Origin of the sequence: Acidovorax sp. SUPP2539, assembly GCF_030158975.1 — a bacterium.
In the GTDB taxonomy this organism is placed as follows: domain Bacteria; phylum Pseudomonadota; class Gammaproteobacteria; order Burkholderiales; family Burkholderiaceae_C; genus Paracidovorax.
This window is the reverse complement of sequence record NZ_BQXJ01000002.1, coordinates 49541-67179: the sequence shown is the minus strand read 5'-3', so window position 1 is coordinate 67179 and position 17639 is coordinate 49541. Positions and strand designations below refer to the sequence as shown.

General features: G+C 69.9%; 16 protein-coding genes. 10 read left to right on the top strand and 6 right to left on the bottom strand.

Going from position 1 to position 17639, the window contains the following annotated elements; genetic code table 11:
• Positions 1-17: 17 nt before the first annotated feature.
• On the bottom strand, positions 18-767 hold the full coding sequence (locus AVTE2539_RS07930; protein ID WP_284409583.1) for a hypothetical protein: 750 nt from the start codon (positions 765-767) through the stop codon (positions 18-20).
• A gap of 143 nt (positions 768-910) precedes the next feature.
• Between AVTE2539_RS07930 and AVTE2539_RS07925 the strand changes: the two genes are divergently transcribed.
• A complete protein-coding gene (locus AVTE2539_RS07925; protein WP_284409581.1) occupies positions 911-2302 on the top strand; it encodes an aminopeptidase P N-terminal domain-containing protein in 1392 nt (463 codons plus the stop codon).
• A 13-nt stretch (positions 2303-2315) separates the two neighbouring features.
• Here AVTE2539_RS07925 and AVTE2539_RS07920 read toward each other — a convergent pair whose 3' ends face one another.
• The 3 genes from AVTE2539_RS07920 to AVTE2539_RS07910 are packed head-to-tail and all read right to left on the bottom strand — an operon-like array spanning position 2316 to position 6114.
• Positions 2316-3131 carry a DUF4198 domain-containing protein gene (locus AVTE2539_RS07920; RefSeq protein ID WP_284409579.1) on the bottom strand — a complete coding sequence of 272 codons (816 nt, stop codon included), beginning with the start codon at positions 3129-3131 and terminating at the stop codon, positions 2316-2318.
• 20 nt (positions 3132-3151) lie between these two features.
• Positions 3152-3676 carry an EF-hand domain-containing protein gene (locus AVTE2539_RS07915; protein ID WP_284409577.1) on the bottom strand — a complete coding sequence of 175 codons (525 nt, stop codon included), beginning with the start codon at positions 3674-3676 and terminating at the stop codon, positions 3152-3154.
• 56 nt (positions 3677-3732) lie between these two features.
• Positions 3733-6114 carry a TonB-dependent hemoglobin/transferrin/lactoferrin family receptor gene (locus AVTE2539_RS07910; protein WP_284409575.1) on the bottom strand — a complete coding sequence of 794 codons (2382 nt, stop codon included), beginning with the start codon at positions 6112-6114 and terminating at the stop codon, positions 3733-3735.
• A 439-nt stretch (positions 6115-6553) separates the two neighbouring features.
• Between AVTE2539_RS07910 and AVTE2539_RS07905 the strand changes: the two genes are divergently transcribed.
• The 4 genes from AVTE2539_RS07905 (at position 6554) to pyk (ending at position 10902) form a co-directional block, all read left to right on the top strand.
• Complete coding sequence (locus tag AVTE2539_RS07905) at positions 6554-7030, top strand: hypothetical protein (protein ID WP_284409572.1); 477 nt, start codon at positions 6554-6556, stop codon at positions 7028-7030.
• A complete protein-coding gene (locus AVTE2539_RS07900) occupies positions 7027-7515 on the top strand; it encodes a hypothetical protein (protein WP_284409570.1) in 489 nt (162 codons plus the stop codon). The genes AVTE2539_RS07905 and AVTE2539_RS07900 overlap by 4 nt, the downstream gene beginning before the upstream one ends.
• Positions 7505-9286, top strand: a complete 1782-nt coding sequence (locus AVTE2539_RS07895) for a KAR9 family protein (RefSeq protein ID WP_284409568.1) — start codon at positions 7505-7507, stop codon at positions 9284-9286. The genes AVTE2539_RS07900 and AVTE2539_RS07895 overlap by 11 nt, the downstream gene beginning before the upstream one ends.
• A gap of 179 nt (positions 9287-9465) precedes the next feature.
• On the top strand, positions 9466-10902 hold the full coding sequence (pyk, locus tag AVTE2539_RS07890; RefSeq protein ID WP_284409566.1) for a pyruvate kinase: 1437 nt from the start codon (positions 9466-9468) through the stop codon (positions 10900-10902).
• On the opposite strand, the gene AVTE2539_RS07885 is transcribed toward pyk, so the two are convergent.
• Both AVTE2539_RS07885 and AVTE2539_RS07880 read right to left on the bottom strand, forming a co-directional pair.
• Positions 10835-11422 carry a phosphatase PAP2 family protein gene (locus tag AVTE2539_RS07885; protein ID WP_284409564.1) on the bottom strand — a complete coding sequence of 196 codons (588 nt, stop codon included), beginning with the start codon at positions 11420-11422 and terminating at the stop codon, positions 10835-10837. The two genes, pyk and AVTE2539_RS07885, sit on opposite strands and share 68 nt — an antisense overlap.
• Entirely contained in the window at positions 11409-12170 is a 762-nt protein-coding gene (locus AVTE2539_RS07880) for a phosphatase PAP2 family protein (protein ID WP_502868896.1), read from the bottom strand. Before AVTE2539_RS07880 ends, AVTE2539_RS07885 begins: the two co-directional genes overlap by 14 nt.
• A gap of 96 nt (positions 12171-12266) precedes the next feature.
• Here AVTE2539_RS07880 and AVTE2539_RS07875 point away from each other — a divergent pair, with 96 nt between their 5' ends.
• From AVTE2539_RS07875 to AVTE2539_RS07855, 5 genes are all read left to right on the top strand, one after another.
• Positions 12267-12968: a response regulator gene (locus AVTE2539_RS07875; protein ID WP_284409562.1), complete on the top strand. Its 702-nt coding sequence runs from the start codon at positions 12267-12269 to the stop codon at positions 12966-12968.
• An 86-nt stretch (positions 12969-13054) separates the two neighbouring features.
• The gene (locus AVTE2539_RS07870; protein ID WP_284410638.1) at positions 13055-14383 is read left to right on the top strand and encodes a histidine kinase dimerization/phospho-acceptor domain-containing protein; all 1329 of its coding nucleotides are present in this window, start codon (positions 13055-13057) and stop codon (positions 14381-14383) included.
• A 93-nt stretch (positions 14384-14476) separates the two neighbouring features.
• Positions 14477-15541 (top strand): class II fructose-bisphosphate aldolase, encoded by a 1065-nt coding sequence (fba, locus tag AVTE2539_RS07865; RefSeq protein ID WP_272566720.1) that lies wholly within the window; start codon positions 14477-14479, stop codon positions 15539-15541.
• 169 nt (positions 15542-15710) lie between these two features.
• Complete coding sequence (locus tag AVTE2539_RS07860; RefSeq protein ID WP_284409558.1) at positions 15711-16826, top strand: Re/Si-specific NAD(P)(+) transhydrogenase subunit alpha; 1116 nt, start codon at positions 15711-15713, stop codon at positions 16824-16826.
• A gap of 16 nt (positions 16827-16842) precedes the next feature.
• On the top strand, positions 16843-17589 hold the full coding sequence (locus AVTE2539_RS07855) for a hypothetical protein (protein ID WP_284409556.1): 747 nt from the start codon (positions 16843-16845) through the stop codon (positions 17587-17589).
• The last annotated feature ends 50 nt before the right edge of the window (positions 17590-17639 follow it).

Below are 17639 nucleotides of genomic sequence, written 5' to 3'. Positions count from 1 at the left end.
TTTTCGGCGCGTTGCGATCACTGGGCCGGTGCGGTGCCGCTGTTTGCCGGCTGCACGGCAATGGGCGGCGCCGCCTCGCAGTTGCGGAACAGCCATTGGCTGGGCAGAAAGCGCGCGGCGGGGCCGTCCGGTGGCGGCTTGCCCACCTCCGCCGGCACGTCGTAGGGAATGTGCGGCACCTGGAACACGGCCATCTGGCCCTTCTTGCAGGCCAGCGCGGGCACCAGTTTGTTGGCCACCCAGCCCTGGCTGGCCGCGTCGTAGCGGTAGAGCGGTCCGATGCGCTGGTCCTGCGCCAGCTCCACGCGCAGCGGGTTGATCTGCAGCGCGCTGGCCCACACCCCGGCCACCAGCACCGGCTGCGCAAACCGCACCGCTTCCAGCCCATGCAGCGCCACGGGGCGCGAAGGCTCGCCCTTGTCGAACGGGTCCTGGCGGTTGACCAGGCTGCCGGCCGGGATCAGCAACTCGCCGTACTGGAAATCCTGCGCCAGCGCGAAGCGCTCGCGGCTGGCACGGTGCACGGCGCCGTCCTTCCATTCCTGCCGCTCGCTGTGCGACAGGTACAGGCGCAGCCCCAACCATGCGTTGCACAGCAGCGCCACGCCGCACAGCACCAGCAGGGCCCGGCGCGACAGCACCAGCTTTTGCGGCACATCGACCCACAGGGCATAAGCGCCGTAGCCCAGCAGGGCCACCGTCAACCCCAGGCCCAGCAGCGGCAGGAAGGTCGTCAAAATGAACTGCAACGGGGCGAAACCGGACATGCGCGATCCAGGAAAGGGGAAGCCCGCCATTCTCGAACGCTTTGCGGGCACCGCCGGGGCGGCGCGTGCCTGCAGTGATTCGAAATGTAATTTGCCCGGTGGAATTGCAAATGCCCCCCGGCCGATGCCCTGAGAATGCCTGCATGAGCCCACAGAACTCCCTCTACGTCCAGCGCCGCGCCCGCCTTGCTTCGATGCTCGGCGAAGGCGGCATCGCCATCGTGCCCACCGCCCCGGAGCGCCCGCGCAACCGCGACAGCGACTTCCTGTACCGGCACGACAGCTACTTTTACTACCTCACCGGCTTCACCGAGCCGGGCGCCTGCCTGGTGATCACGGCGCAGGGCCAGAGCACGCTGTTTTGCCAGCCCAAGGACCTGGAGCGCGAGATCTGGGACGGCTACCGCCTGGGCCCCGAGGCCGCCGTGGGCACGCTGGGCGTGGACGCCGCGCACTCGGCCGCCGTGCTGGAGTCGCAACTGCCCCGCCTGCTGGAAAACCGCACCCGGGTCTGGTACCCGTTCGCCATCCACACGGGCCTGGCCGCGCGCGTGGAGGGCTGGCTGAACCAGGTGCGCGCACGGGTGCGCTACGGCGCGCTGTGCCCGGCGCAGCAGGACGACCTGTGCACGTTGCTCGACGAAATGCGGCTGGTGAAGGACGCGCACGAGCAGGACACCATGCGCCGCGCATCGGCCATCAGCGCCCAGGCCCACATCCGCGCCATGCAACGCAGCGCGCGCATGCTGCGCGCGGGCGAGGACGTGCGGGAGTACCACCTGGACGCCGAACTGCTGCATGCCTTCCGCGAAGCCGGCTCCCAGTGCCCGGCCTACAACTCCATCGTCGCCGCCGGCGCCAATGCCTGCGTGCTGCACTATCGCGCCGACGCCGCCCCGGTGCGCGACGGCGAACTGGTGCTGATCGATGCGGGCTGTGAACTCGACGGCTACGCCAGCGACATCACGCGCACCTTTCCCGCCAACGGCCGCTTCACCGGGCCGCAGCGCGCGCTGTACGACCTGGTGCTGGCCAGCCAGGACGCGGCCATCGCGGCGACGAAGGCCGGCGCCCGCTTCAACGACCCGCACGACGCCACGGTGGCCGTGCTGGCGCAGGGCATGCTGGACCTGGGCCTGCTCGACAGGAACACGGTGGGCACGGCGCAGGACGTGATCGACAGCCGCGCCTACTTCCAGTTCTACATGCACCGCACCGGCCACTGGCTGGGCATGGACGTGCACGACTGCGGCAGCTACGTGGAGCCGTCCGAGGTCGGGCAGGTCAGCGAACGCAAGGACCCGCTCTCGGGCGAGACCATCGCCAACCGCCCCAGCCGCATCCTGCGGCCCGGCATGGTGCTGACGATCGAGCCGGGCCTGTACGTGCGTCCGGCCCCGGGCGTGCCCGAGGACTTCCATCACCTGGGCATCCGCATCGAGGACGACGCCATCGTCACCGACGGCGGCTGCGAGCTGATCACGCGCGGCGTGCCGGTGAAGGCGGACGAGATTGAGGCGTTGATGCGGGGCTGACGCCCCCCCCGCGCTACGGGGCCAGCACCCGGAAGGTCAGCGTGTAGTTGTGGCCATACATGGGGGCCGCCGCGCCTTGCGGCGCGGGCGCGCGGTGGCGCACCAGGGCCAGGTACACGCCGGGCTGTGGCGGCACGTAGTGGATGCGGCCTTGCGCATCGGTCTTCAGGCTCTCGGCGCTGTGCTGGCTGGCGAGGTCCATCGCCGAGCGGTAGAGGTCCACTTTCTGCCCGGCCAGCGGCTGGCCGTCGAACTGCACGGCGAAGTCGAAGGCTTCCTTGGCGAACAGATCGCTCGGGTGCGTGGCGGGCACGATCTCCAGCCCCTTGCCCGAGCCTGCCAGCGCGGCCCGCGTGGGGGTTCCCGCGGTCACATAGGCCTCGGAGATGGATAGCGACTGGTAGTGGCTCAGCAGCCTGGCGCCGGGCGGCATCGGCGTGGCGGGGTCGCGTGCCACCTCGACCTTGCCGCCTTGCTCCCAGCTGCGGAAGATCGCGCCCAGGCGCGGGCCGGTGCTCAGCCGGTACGTGCCCTGGGCGCCGGGCAGCTTCTGCTCGGCCACGGTGCGCGTCTTGAACTGGCGCACGTCGCCGAACGGCAGCGTGCCGCCATCGGGCGTGGTGATGGCAAAGCGCGTGTCGCCGAACGCCACGTCGGGCAGGAAGAACTTCTCGGTGAAGCCGGCGTCCACGCTGACGGTGGAGCCGGGCTCGATGTCGAAGCTCGCAGGCAGCAGGTAGGGCGTGTGGGCGCGGGCCAGGCCGCAAAGGCCCAGGGCCAGCGCCAGGCCGGTGCGCCGCAGCCACGGCAAGAGGGGGGCGGTGTGCATGGCAGGCATGGATGGCGGCCTCAGGGCTTCCTGGCGTCGGCGGCATTGACCACGCCGTCGCCGTTGGTGTCCGCGCCCTGGAAGGTCCGGTCGGCGATGGCGAGTTCTTCGTCCTCGGTCAGGCGGCCATCCTTGTTCTTGTCCAGGATGCCGAAGCGCACATGGGCCTGCTTGATCGACGCGGCATGGGCCGCGTCGGGCTGGCGCTTCTGGGCGGCGTACTGCTGCTGCAGGCGGCCCTCGAACTCGGCTACGTATTCGGCTTCGCTGAGCCAGCCGTCCCGGTTGGTGTCGGCAGCCGTGAAGCGCTGCTTGCGCACCGCGTCGTATTCGGCGCGGGTGACCTGGCCGTCCTGGTTGGCGTCGTAGCCACCGATGAAGGCGGCATTGCCGTGGCCGCCCGCCGGCCGCGCCGGCCCGTCGCCGACAGGGGCCGATGGGGCCGCGCAGGCTGCGAGCAGTGCCGCCACGCTGGCGGCGGCGGCGATGCCGGCCCGGCGGATGGCGCGAGGGCGGTGGGAAACGAGGGAAAGTGGGTGTGGCATGGGAAGACTCCTGTGGAATGGGAAAAAGAAGGCCGGCTGAGGCCGGCGCGGGCGGATCAGAACGCGACGGACATCGACACCGCCACCGTGCGGCCGGCATGGGTGAGCAGTTCGATGTCGCGCTGGTCGCGCGCCACCGAAGGCTGCAGGCTGCGGGCGCTGGCATAGTCCCAATAGCGCTTGTCGGTCAGGTTGTAGATGCCGGCCTGCAGGCGCACGCTCTTGTTCACCTGCCAGTAGCCGCTCAGGTCGAACACGGAATAGCCGGGCACGCGGAACAGTTGGGTGGTGGCGTCGGTGAGCGCCGCACCCGCGTTGGTGTAGCTGTCGCGGTTGGTGGCCTCTGCCTGCTTGGCGGCCACGAAGGTGCCGGTGAAGTTCACGCCCCATTGCTTCATGGGCGCGTCGTAGCCCACGCCGACGATGGCCTTGCGTGGCAGCACGGAGTCGAGCGCCACGTCCTTGTCGCCGGCGTAGTGCGACCGCGACGTGCCCTTGCTCAGGCCCACCGCCCAGGTGGTGTACAGGCCGCGGGCCGCCGGGCTCCACTGGCCGTGTTCGAGGCGGGCGCTCAGCTCGAAGCCGTAGATGGTGGCTTCGTCGCGGTTCTCGGCCTGGTAGATGGTGCCGATGTGCGCAGGCACGTTCGTGAACAGGCTGGGCGCGCTGGCGCGTGTGTAGCGGGTGTAGGCGATGAAATCACGGTAGCGCGTGTAGAAGACCGAGCTGTTGAGCGTCACGCCGTCGGCCGGCGATCCCTTGACGCCCACCTCGAACGCGTTGCTCGACTCTTCCTTCAGGTCGCGGTTGCCGATCAGCGCGTACTGGTTGCCCGTGGCGTAGTTGCTGGCCATGTTCCACGAGCCGAAGATCTCGCCCGGCGACGGCGCGCGGCCGCTGCGCTTGTACTGCGCATACGTGATGAAGCGCGGCGCGAGGTCGTAGGTCAGGCCGAGGCTGGGGCTCCAGAGGGTGGTGGAGGGCGCATTGCCGTACAGGCGCCTCACGTCCTGCTCGGTGAGCACGCCGGAGACGAAGTTGCCGAGGTTGCGGGTCTGGATGTCGATGCGGTCCACGCGCAGGGCGGGAATCACGGCAAGCCGCTTGCCGCCCGCATCGAAGACGATGTCGTCCTGGAGAAAGGCGCCCAGGCGCCGGGTGGTGGTGTCGGGCTGGGGCTTCATGTAGCCCGCCACGTTCCAGGGGCGGTCCACGTCCTGGGTGGAGGCGTTGGCGCCGAAGCTCAGCTGGTGCCGGCCGATGCGTTTGTCCGCCGTGGTGGACGCGCCCCAGGTGCGGGTCTGGTTCTCGGAAAGATTGCGCACCAGGGCGCCGGTGGCCAGCGTGATGGTGTCGGTCACGTCCGTGGTGCCCGTGTCCTGGAAGTACAGGCGGGTGTCCGCGTGGTCCACCCAGGCATTGCGCGGCGTCCACTGGTGGGTCAGCTGCAGCGTGTTGCGCTCCGTGTCGCTGGCCTGGCGGGACTGCTCGGTGATGGCCGTGTTGGTGGTGTTCCACCCGTGAAAAAAGGTGTCATCCTTGCGTCGGTACAGGTCGGCCGAGAATTCCAGCCGGTTGCTGCCGTCCACGCGCAGGCCGCCCTTGAGCAGCAGGGCGTCCGAGTGCCAGTCGTCGGGGTAGCTGTTCACCACGTCGCTGTGGTTGCGCGCCGCGTGGCCGTCCCGGCGCGAATAGGCGATCAGGCCATCGAGGTCGCCGCTGCGGGCGGCGCCGGTGAAGCTCTCGTTCCATGCGCGGTCGGCCGAGTCGTAGCCGATCTTGGCGCCCAGGTACGAGGTCCGTTCGCCCCGCAGGTAGTCGCTCGCCGATTTGGTCTTGAAGCTCACGGCGCCCCCGATGCCGCCGGCGGAGCGCTTGGCGGAGGTGGTGCCCGACAGGATGTTGACCGAGGAGAACATCTCGGGATCGATGAAGTCGCGCCCGATGCCGAAGGTGTTCGCGCCCACGCGGCTCACGTAGGGGCGGGTGGTGGCGTCGGGCATTTCCACGCCGTCCACGTCCATGCCCACGCGGTTGCCTTCGATCCCGCGGATGTTGTAGCCCGTCGTGCCGGAGCGGTCGAAGCTGCTGCGATTGCGGGTGGTGCCCGCGGCGGTGCCGGGGGCCGAGACCAGCGGCTGGTTGCGCACCACGTCCTTCATGCTGCCGGCCTGCTCCAGTGCCTCGCCGCTGACGACGGTGGAGGTGCCCGGACTGCGTTCGGCCTCGTCCACCACGTCCACCTGGGGCAGCAGTGCCGTCCGCACGGCGCCCGGGGCGGCGGCACCGACGCCCTGTCCACACACCGGCGCGGCAGGGGCGGCGAGGACCGCCAGGAGCGCAGCGCCCGCCAGCGGGCGAAGGGCATGCGGAATGGAGGCGAAGCGCAGGGCGCCGTGCGCAAGAGAAACAGGCCGGGTGTGCAGGCAGTGAACCATGGAGTGCGTCGAAAAGGGTTGTCTGCTGGATACCCTCTCGCGCGGTCTGGACACTGCCGATCGCGGCACCGTCGTCCCTGCAGGTTGTCTGGCTCACGGCGCACATTGTTACATAAATGAGAATATGTCTCATTTGCGTTGGCGCATCGAATGGCAGGATTCCACACTGCGCGATGGCGCCTTGCGGCCCGCCGGAATCGGCCCTCGCGCGGGCGCCACGACCCGGCGGGCCTGCCAAGGTTCAATGTCGCGCGTTCCTGTCAACTTTCTTTTTCGCAAACCGGCCAATCGCTTCGCTGGCTGAGGCATGCGGTGCCTTCGCACATTCAACGATGGAACGGCCGGCACATTTTCAGAGACGAGTGCCGGCTGGTGTAAAGGGCACCAAATCCGCATGTCGCGCGGAAATACATAAGCGATAACGGTTGAAAGAACGACGATGAAAAACGCGAAACCGAAGCCACCCGTGCGTGGCCCCGCACTGTCATCCCGGCGCAAGGCCTGTGCCAGGGAAGCAGCCTTGCAACTGGGGGCCGACGCGGCCACTGCCCGTATTTTTGGAGAAACGGGCGAAGCGAAAGTGGGGCCGTTCACGCTGCGCGTGGCACCCCTGAGCCATCGGGACAATGGCCCATGGGCCGCCATTGCCACGATGGCCCGGCCCGAGCAGATTCCCCCGGACACCTGGACCGATGCGCTGCTGTTCGCCAACGGCCACTCGATGCTGAGTGCCGACTGGGGCTATGGCCTGGAGGACAACGGCGATGCCGTGCTGGTGCGGCGGCTGGAGACGCAGCAGGAAAACGAGCGCCTGCTGGCCGCGCAGTTGGGCGGACTGCTGTCCATGTGCCACGCCACCCGCGAAGGGGTGCTGGCGCTGGATGCGGGGTCGCACGGGAAAGGGGGTGTGCGATGAGCGCCGTCCTGACCTCTCCCGCGGGAGCACCGCCCCTTGCGCAGGAACTGGAGGCTTCGCCCCGCGTTCTGTCGCTGATCAAGGACCTGGCCCTGCTCCTGGGCGCGTCCAGCGAGCAGGCGCGGGAGGCATCGCGCACCGGAACCATTGCGCTGGAAAGCCGCAGCGTCGCGCTGTTGCCGGATGCGGATGAGCAAGCCTTGATCCTGGCCGCCCCGCTGCCGGCGGACTGCCTGGACGACCCGGCCCGGCGCGTGGCCGCGCTGCGCGCCTCCACCCGGTTGATCCTTCAGTTCGGCATCGTCTTCGCCCGGGGCTTCTCCGGGCCGCAACTCCTGTGCCGTTGCCCCCTGGCCAGCGCTTCGCTGGCGGTGGTGGGGCAAACCATCCTGCAGCTGGCCGCGCTGGCCAACGCCGTGCAGGCAGGCGCCGCTTCGACGGGCGAGCTGGCCCTCGGCCAGGCAGGGAGGTCCCATGGTGGATAAAACCAACGCATCGCGGCCGAGTTCGGCGATCTCCTCGCCCCTTCCATCGCGGCCCCAGAGCCCGACGGCCCGTACCTCGGGGGCCGAGGTTGCCGCGCGGCTTCAGCACGAAGTGCTGAGCAGCCGGCGGTGGGCGCCCGGCACGCGCTCGGAAACGCTGCCGCCGCGCCAATCGCTGGCGCGCCGCGAGGGCGACTCCTATTCGCTGCTGTCCAGCCCGACCCGTTCGGAGTCGTTCAACAGTGCCGCCTCCCGGCTCACGCCCCTGGCCAGCCCGGGCCCCGACGGCCGTGGCGTGCTGCATTTGGACAGCGCCTGGGGCCGATCGATCCACACCGAGCCCGGGACGGCCAACGCCTCGTTCCGGTCCATGGACGGTGTGCCGGAGCACAACGAGGAGTTCTTTGAATTCCCCGCGTTCGACGTCTCCGGGAGTGAAAGCCATTCCGTCGATATGCCGCAGCCCGCGGCCGAGGATGCGCCGACGGTGCCGATACCGGAGCAGCAGAGCTGGCAGGCGCTGCTGCGGCGCCTGGGCGTGGGGGCGATGGAGACCGGTAACGCCGCCCTGCACCGGGTGGGGGATGCGGCCGTTTCGGCCCGCAACGCGGTATCGGAGTCCACCACGGCGCAGGCCATCGGCGGGCTGCTGCCCAGCCAGCGCATCATGGGGGCGGTGCTGGGTCATGGGGTCCACCAGGCCGCATCGGTCTTCGTGCCCACCTTCGTGCGCGAGATGATGGCGGAGTCCATGAAGGTCGCTTTTCGCACAGCCCCGCCTTCCATGGTGCTGGGCATGCAGGTGGGGGTCGGGCTGCTCAACATCGGCCTGGCGCTCGTGCGCACGCAGCGCGAGGGGCGAGACCCGGACACGGCGGCCCGCGGCTTCCACGCCATGACGCTGGACCAGTGGAACCAGTGCCCGGACGACCAGAAAGAAGAGTTGCGGCAGACGCAGCAGCGCATGTCGCGCATCGTGACGCTGGAGCAGATCGGCGCCTCGCTGGCCTCGGTCGGGCTTTCGCTGCAGGGGATGCTGACGGGCGACGTGGCGATGCCTGCGGACGTGCTGGCCGGGGACATCAAGACGGTGGCGTACTCCTTCGCGCGCGACTTCATCCAGGCCTCGTTCAGCATGGTCGGCACGGAGGCCGAAACCTCCGGCGGCGTGAGTGGCAGCCACATGAACTCGTCCAGCCTGTTCTACGGACTGGCCAACGTCGTTGGCAACAACGCGTGGTCCGAACTGCCGGTGCTGGGGGGCGACACCTCTGGCGCCCGGGCCGTGCTGCTGGACAGGGCCAGCAGCAGCGGGGCCCGAAGCGGTGCGTGGCAGGAGATTGCGGGGGCCTCCGCCATCAAGGCGGCCATCAACTGGGCCGTGGAAACGGCGGACTGGATCTCGGTGACCCAGCAGGAGGCTCGGCAGTCCGATACGGTGCAGCAACTGAACCCGCGCCTCACCGGGACGGACTATTCCCGCTTGCTGGACCAGACGCCTGCACGCATCACGGCCATCACGGGGGCCGGCAGCGTCTTCAACGTGCTGGGGCACCTGACCCAGGGCTGGGAGCCGGGACAGCAGAACCTCCTGTCCAATTCCCTGGCGGGGATCCTGGCGGGGTTGACGTACATGCCCATCGGGGGAAGCTGGCAGGCGGCGGGCGCCGTGCGCGCGGCCGCCCGGGATGTGCCGGCCGAGGTCTGTGAGCAACCGCAGGTAGGGCTGCGGCATCGCCGCCCCCATGGGCGGGCCGATACCGAGATGTGACGCTGCGGCGAGCCCCAGGGTGGCCGGGTGAGGTACGCCCGGCCACCGCTGCCGGAGTCCAATCCGGCGTGATGCCGGCCCGCCGCACGCATCGTCCCGGGGTCTGTCCGGAGTGGATGTAACCTCTTTTCATGCAAAATTGAAACCCGATTACATCCACGCAGAGAGACCGAACCGCCATGCAGATCCGCCGCGCCACCAAGATCGTTGCCACCCTCGGGCCCGCTTCCAGCGACCCGCAACTGCTGGAGCAGATGATCCGGGCCGGGGTCAATGTGGTGCGGCTGAACTTCAGCCACGGCAAGGCGCAGGACCACATCGACCGCGCCATCGCCGTGCGCGAGGCCGCGCAGCGCGCGGGCCGCGAGGTGGCCATCATGGCCGACCTGCAGGGTCCGAAGATCCGCGTGGGCAAGTTCGCCGAGGGCCGCGTGCAACTGCAGCAGGGCCAGTCCTTCATCCTCGACGCGTCGCGCACCGTGCCGGGCGACGACAACGGCGTGGGCCTCGATTACAAGGAGCTGCCACGGGACGTGAAGGCGGGCGATGTGCTGCTGCTCAATGACGGCCTGATCGTGCTGGTGGTGAACGCCGTGCGCGGCGAGGAAGTTCACACCACCGTCAAGATCGGCGGCGAGCTGTCCAACAACAAGGGCATCAACAAGCAGGGCGGGGGGCTCACCGCGCCGGCCCTCACCGCCAAGGACATGGAAGACATCCGCACCGCGATGAGCTTCCAGGCCGACTACGTGGCCGTGAGCTTTCCCAAGAACGCCACCGACATGGAAATGGCGCGCCAGCTGTGCAATGTGGCTGCAGCCGAATACCGGCACAAGCCGGGCCTGATCGCCAAGATCGAGCGGGCCGAGGCCGTGCCGCGCCTGGAGGAGATCCTGCGCGTGTCCGACGGCATCATGGTGGCGCGGGGCGACCTGGCCGTGGAGGTGGGCAACGCGGCCGTTCCGGCGCTGCAAAAGAAGATGATCCGCATGGCGCGCGACATGGACAAGGTCGTCATCACCGCCACGCAGATGATGGAAAGCATGATCACCAACCCCGTGCCCACGCGCGCCGAGGTGAGCGACGTGGCCAACGCCGTGCTGGACGGCACCGACGCCGTGATGCTGAGCGCCGAGACCGCCGCGGGCAAGTACCCGCTGGAGACGGTGGAGGAGATGGCCAAGATCTGCGCCGCCGCCGAGGCGGCGGAAGACCCCGAACGCGATTCCGACTTCACCGGCCAGACGCTGGGCCGCATCGACCAGTCCATCGCCATGGGCGCGCTCTTCACCGCCCACCACCTGGGGGCCAAGGCCATCGTGGCCATGACGGAGAGCGGCTCCACCGCGCTGTGGATGAGCCGCCACCGCATCCACATTCCCATCTACGCGCTCACCCCCAAGGTGGCAACGCAGCGCAAGATGGCCATGTACCGCAACGTTCGCCCGCTGCTCATGGACACCAGCGCCGACCGCGACACCGCGCTGGAGCAGGCCGAAGGCCACCTCAAGAGCCGCAACATCGTGCAGCAGGGCGACCTGTACGCGATCACGTGCGGCGAGCCGATGGGCGCGCCGGGCGGAACCAATATGCTGAAGATCTGCCGCGCCAGCTGAGCACGTGCCGCAGCAGGGCCCTGGCGAACAGGGCACTTGCGCAGCCGGTTAGGGCCCCTGCCAGCACGTCCGCGGGAAAGTGCACGCCCAGGCAGACACGGCTCCACGCCACGGCCGCTGCCAGTCCGAAGGCCAGCCATTGCCAGGGCGCGTGGCGCCGGTGCAGCCCCAGGGCCAACCCCTGGGCCAGCGCGAACGCGCCGGTGGCATGCATGCTGGGAAAGCCCGCGCGGACGCCGTGCTCGATCCACTGCACGCCGAGGCCGAGCTGCCCCGGGCGGGGCATGGGAACCCATGCGCGGATGCCGCGCGCGGCGCACCAAGCGACCACCACGGCCACCAGGCTCAGCATGAGGGCCTGGCGCAGCCGGGGGCTGCCAAAGGCCAGGCCCGCGGCCACCAGAAGCCCCGCGAGGATGGGGAACCCCTGCGACAGCCAGCGCGCGGCGGTCACGACGCCGGCCGGGGTCGCTGCCGTGGCGTTCACGGCCGTGAACAGGGCCAGTTCAATGGACAGCATGGGCGTCGGCCTCGGCGGGCAGCTGGCTGTCCAGTTCCGGGAAGTGCCGGTGCATCCACTGTCCCACGAGGTCGCAAAGCCAGCCCGTCATCCAGCAGAACCAGCCGGTCCACAGCGTGTGGCTGGTGAAGTGGGCGCCCCGTGCCTGCTGCGCCAGTCCCAGGACCACGCCGGCGGCCAGGGCGCCGGCCAGCCACCAGCGCGCGGCACGCGGCGCCTTGTGGCGCAGGGCGAAATAGCCACCGAGGAACGCGAAGCCGGCCGAGGCATGCCCTGCGGGAAAGCAGTGGCCGCCACCGCCGTCCATGACGCCCAGGGCCCAATGCGAGGCGTAGCGCGCCACGCCGCCGAACTCCGCCAGGTCCCAGGGGCAACTGGTGGTGCTGCCCTGCTTGAGCAGCGCAATCACCCCCAGCGACAGCAGGGCGCTGATCGCCATCTGCACCCGCTCGCCATGGTCCAGCCGGCGCAGCACGCCCACCGGCCACCACACGCCGATAGCGAGCACCAGCACCAGCACCCAGCCCAGCCGCCGCGCGCCTTCGTGCAGGACGTGCACGAAAAGCCAATGGTCGCGCAAGGGAAAGCCATGGGCCGAGCCGAACAGGCGGGCCAGATCGAGGTCTAGGCCCGAGGTGTCCCAGGCCATGAGTGCGACCAGAATGGCCAGCGCCCAGGCCAGCGGTTGAAGCGGAGGGGCGGAGCGGGGCGCGGCAGTTGCGGCGCCGGGGGAGGCGGAAATCGGCATGGGGGCGGACGATAGGCAGCCGCTCTTAACGCCGTCTTAACGGGTCCGGACGGCTGGGGTCATGGAACGCCGCGCATCGCGGTGACAATCGCCTCCATGCGAATCCTCGTGGTCGAAGACGATGCAGGCATTGCCGGCGGCCTGCGCACCAACCTGCACCAGCGCGGCTATGCGGTGGACGTGTGTTCCAGCGTGGCGGCCGCCTGGAGCGCCTTGCGCATGGAGCGGTTCGATGCCGTGCTGCTGGACCTGGGCCTGCCCGATGGCGATGGCGCCCAGCTGCTGCGCCGGTTGCGCCACAGCCCGCCCGGTGCCCCGGGCGCGCCCGCGCTGCCCGATCCGGCCATGCCGGTGCTGATCCTCACCGCCCGGGACCAGGTCCACCAGCGCATCGCAGGGCTGGACGAAGGGGCCGACGACTACCTGGCCAAGCCGTTCGACGTGGACGAACTGGAAGCCCGCCTGCGCGCCCTGCTGCGCCGGGCGGCGGGCCGGGCATCGCCCACCATCCGCCATGGTGACCTAGAGGTGGACCCCGCCGCGCGCACGGTGCGCCGGGCGGGACAGCAGGTGGACATGTCCCCGCGCGAGTTTTCGGTGCTGCTGGTGCTGCTGGAGTCGCGCGGCCGGGTGCTGTCGCGCCAGCAGATCGAGGAAAGCCTCTACAACTGGCAAAGCGCCGTGGAGAGCAATGCGGTGGAAGTGCACATCCACCACCTGCGCCGCAAGCTCGGCAGCGGGCGCATCCAGACCATGCGCGGCGTGGGCTACTTCATGCCGCTGGAGGACACGCCATGAGCCGCGTCCTTCCTACCGACCCACCGATCCCCGAGCCCGCCGACACCGCCGCGGCGCCCGTGCCACCTGTGCGCAGGGGCTCGCTCATGCGGCGCCTGCTGCTGTGGACGCTGGGCGCGCTGGTGGTCGTGTGGGGCACTTTCGTCGGGCTGGGCTACCAGACCGGGGTGCACGAGGCCGACGAGCTCACCGACGGACACCTGGCCAGCGTCGCCGCGCTGCTGCTCAATTTGCGCGCCTCCGACGGGGTCGAGCCGTCCCTGGCCACGCAGCGCGCGCCCACGCCCTGGCTCAAGGCGCACGACTACCAGCAATCGCTGAGCGTGGTGCTGTGGGGAGCGAACGGCCAGTTGCTGTCGCGCACGGGCAGCGCGCCGCTGCCGGCGTTCGACCTGCCGGACGGCTTCGCCGACCTGGAGCTGGGCGACCCGCCGGTGTCCTGGCGGGGGTTCTCGCAGTGGGATGCGGCCCACGACCGCAAGATCATGGTGCTGCTCAACCTGGACGAGCGCGACGACCTGGCCGACGACATCGCCGGCCAGATCATCGAGCCCGGGCTGTGGCTGCTGCCGGTGGTGGCGCTGGCGCTGGGCCTGGCGGTTCGGCGCGGGCTGCGGCCGCTGTACTCGCTGTCGGACGCCGTGGCCCGGCTGGACGTGGTGCGCGCCGAGCGGCTGGACGCCGGCAACGCCCCGCGCGAGCTCGACCCGATGGTCGTGTCCATCAACACCCTGCTGGACCGCCAGCAGGCGGCGCTGGCGCGCGAGCGGCGGCTGGCCAACGAGGTGGCGCACGAGCTGCGCACGCCGCTGTCGTCCATCGTGCTGCAGGCGCGGGCGCTGGACGGGGGGCTGTCGGCGCAGGAGCAGGCGCAGGCGCTGGCCCGCATCGGGCAGGATGCGCTGCGCGCCGGGCACGTGCTCAACCAGCTCCTCGCCCTGGCACGCGCCAGCCGCACCCAGCTGCACGAGGCGGCCGCGCCCGTCGATCTGGCCGAACTGGCGCGCGGCGTGAGCGCCGATTACGCCCAGGCGGCCTGGGCGCGCGAGGACAGCATCGCCGTCGCGGCGCCCGGCGCCTTGGTCTGGCACGGCAACGCGGTGCTGCTGGAGATCGCCCTGCGCAACCTGCTGGAAAACGCCCTCAAGCACACGCCGCACGGCACCCGCATCGAGGTGCAACTGGGGCAGGCCGAACACGGCGGCCCCTGGCTGCAGGTGGTGGACGACGGCGCCCGGCACCATGACCAGGGCGCTGCGCCCGCACCGGTGGACAGCCTGCACCTGGGACACGAGATCGTCGCGCGCGTGGCGGAGGCGCACGGCGCACGCTTCGGCCCGGGCGCCGTACCGCCGCCATTCACCACCTGCTACCGTCTGGAATTCATGGATTCCCCGGCGGGGCCGACCGGATAAAATCGCCGGTTACGAAGCGGTTACCACCGCGGCCGACGGCCTTCCAGGGCCTGCGTGCCTTCCCCACTGCCCACCATTGAACGGACCCATCCCATGCCTCTCGTCTCGATGCGCGAACTGCTCGACCATGCCGCCGAAAACCGCTACGGCATTCCCGCCTTCAACGTGAACAACCTGGAACAGGTCCAGGCCGTCATGGCCGCCGCCGACGAGACGGGCGCCCCGGTCATCCTGCAGGCCAGTGCCGGCGCCCGCAAGTACGCCGGCGAAGCCTTCATCAAGCATCTGATCCAGGCCGCCGTCGAAGCCTACCCCCACATTCCCCTGGTCATGCACCAGGACCACGGCCAGAACCCCGCCGTGTGCCAGGGCGCGATCGACCTGGGCTTTTCGTCCGTGATGATGGACGGCTCGCTCGAGGCCGACGGCAAGACCATCGCCAGCTACGAATACAACGTGGACGTGACGCGCAAGGTCGTGGACATGGCGCACAAGGTCGGCGTCACGGTCGAGGGCGAACTGGGCTGCCTGGGCTCGCTGGAGACCATGAAGGGCGACAAGGAAGACGGCCACGGCACCGACGCCACCATGACGCGCGAGCAACTGCTGACCGACCCCGAGCAGGCCGCCGACTTCGTCAAGCGCACCCAGCTCGACGCGCTGGCCATCGCCATCGGCACCAGCCACGGCGCCTACAAGTTCACGCGCAAGCCCACGGGCGACATCCTGGCCATCGACCGCATTCAGGAAATCCACCGCCGCATCCCCAACACCCACCTGGTGATGCACGGCAGCTCCAGCGTGCCGCAGGATCTGCTGGAGATCATTCGCCAGTACGGCGGCAACATGAAGGAAACCTACGGCGTGCCCGTCGAGGAAATCCAGAAGGCCATCCAGATCGGCGTGCGCAAGATCAACATCGACACCGACATCCGCCTGGCCATGACGGGCGCCGTGCGCAAGTTCCTGGCCGAGAACCCCGAAAAGTTCGACGCCCGCGAATGGCTCAAGCCCGCGCGCGAGGCCGCCAAGGCCATCTGCAAGCAGCGCTACATCGAGTTCGGTTGCGAAGGCCAGGCGCCCAAGATCAAGGGCCACAGCCTGCAGGTCGTGGCCGGCCAGTACGCCGCGGGCGCGCTGGCCCAGGTGGTGAACTGATCCCCTGCGCCGCGCGGGGGCGCTATCGCCTCCGCACGCCAAGGCCCGGCGCATTCGCGTGCGCCGGGCCTTCGTCATGGGGGCGTGCCGATGCCGCGGAGCGCATCGGGTAAGCTCGGGCCCAGTGAGCGGAGATCGCCGAGCACACGCCAGCCGGGAGACAGACAACATGCAGATAGGTGTACCAGCCGAGTCCATGGTTGGAGAAACCCGGGTCGCCGCGACCCCGGAGACGGTCAAGAAGCTCAAGGCCCAGGGCCATGCGGTGCGCATCCAGGCGGGTGCGGGCGTGGCCGCCAGCGTGCCGGATGCCGCCTATGCCGCGGCCGGCGCCGAGATCGTGGACGCCGCCGGCGCCTGGGGCGCCGACCTGGTGCTCAAGGTCCGCTGCCCCACCGAATCCGAAACGCCCCTGCTGCGCCCCGGCGCCACGCTGGTCGGCATGCTCAACCCCTTCGATGCGACCGGCCTGCAGCGGCTGGCGCAGGCGGGCGTCACTGCCTACGCGCTGGAGGCCGCGCCCCGCACCACGCGCGCCCAGAGCATGGACGTGCTGTCTTCCCAGGCCAACATCGCCGGCTACAAGGCCGTGATGATCGCGGCCGACCGTTACCAGCGCTTCTTTCCCATGCTCATGACCGCTGCCGGCACGGTGAAGGCCGCGCGCGTGGTGGTGCTGGGCGTGGGCGTGGCCGGCCTGCAGGCCATCGCCACGGCCAAGCGGCTGGGTGCGGTGATCGAGGCCTCCGACGTGCGGCCCTCGGTCAAGGACCAGGTCGAGTCGCTGGGCGCGAAGTTCATCGACGTGCCCTTCGAAACCGACGAAGAGAAAGAGGCCGCCCAGGGCTCCGGCGGCTATGCGCGCGCCATGCCGGCCAGCTGGCTGGAACGCCAGAAGGGTGAGGTGGCCAAGCGCGTGGCCCAGGCCGACGTGGTCATCACCACCGCCCTCATTCCCGGCCGGCCCGCGCCGGTGCTGGTGACCGAGGCGATGGTGCAGTCCATGAAGCCGGGCTCGGTGATCGTCGACATCGCCGCTCCCCAGGGCGGCAACTGCCCGCTGACCGAAGCCGGCCAGACCGTGGTGCGCCATGGCGTGACGCTGGTCGGCGAAACCAACCTGCCCGCGCTCGTGGCGGCCGACGCTTCGGCGCTCTACGCGCGCAACGTGCTCGATTTCCTCAAGCTCATCATCCACCCCGAAGGGGCCCTGCACGTGGACCGGCAAGACGACATCGTCGCCGCCTGCCTCGTGGCCCATGAAGGCGCGGTCACCCGCGCATGACAAGACAAGCATTCCTGTGAAGACCCGGCTTTCATCCCTGCTCCCCCTGTCCCCCCGCCTTGGCGGCCCGCTGCTCGCCATCGCCTCGCTGCTCACCCTGGCCGCCTGCGCGCCCGTGCAGCCCGCGCTGCCGCACGTGGGCCGTGCGCAGCTGGAACTGCCGCCCGGCGACTGGGAGGTGCTCGGCCGCCGCGACGAGGTGATCGACGTGCTGCCCGACGACACCTCCGCCGACCTGCCCACGCAGATGACCGCCATGGGCCTGCGCGGTCCGGGCAAGGACCGGCCGCTGCTGGCCGTGCTGCTGGTGCAGACCAACAGCACCAACTACCCACGCGACACCACGCTGTGGACGGCCCCGTGCCCCCAGCAGCAGGGCGTTTTCGTCGAGGACAAGGCCCAGGGCAGCCCCGCGCGCATCGACTGCCTGCGCTACAAGCGCCGCGCCGATACCGAGGACTACCTGGCCAAGAACCGCCCCGCCGTGGCGCAGTGGCTGTCCATGAACCAGGCGGCGCCCACCAAGCCGTACTCGCACGTGTTCTTCCGCTATGCCACCAACGGCGGCGCCATCGTCACCATCGATGCGCTGGTCGATCAGCGCCTGCTGCGCCCGCCCACGCGCGACAACGAGGCCTTCCTGCGCGCCGGCCGTCCGGCGCTGGAGTGGGGCGACAAGATGGCGCAGGCCGCGCGGTTGAGCACCGCGATGATGGACGGCCGGCTGATCGTGCCGCCGTTCCCGATCGCCCCGCCGCAGTAGCCCTTCCGTCGTTCCGCCGTTCAGCCAGTCGTCCGTTCCTTCGCCCCGTT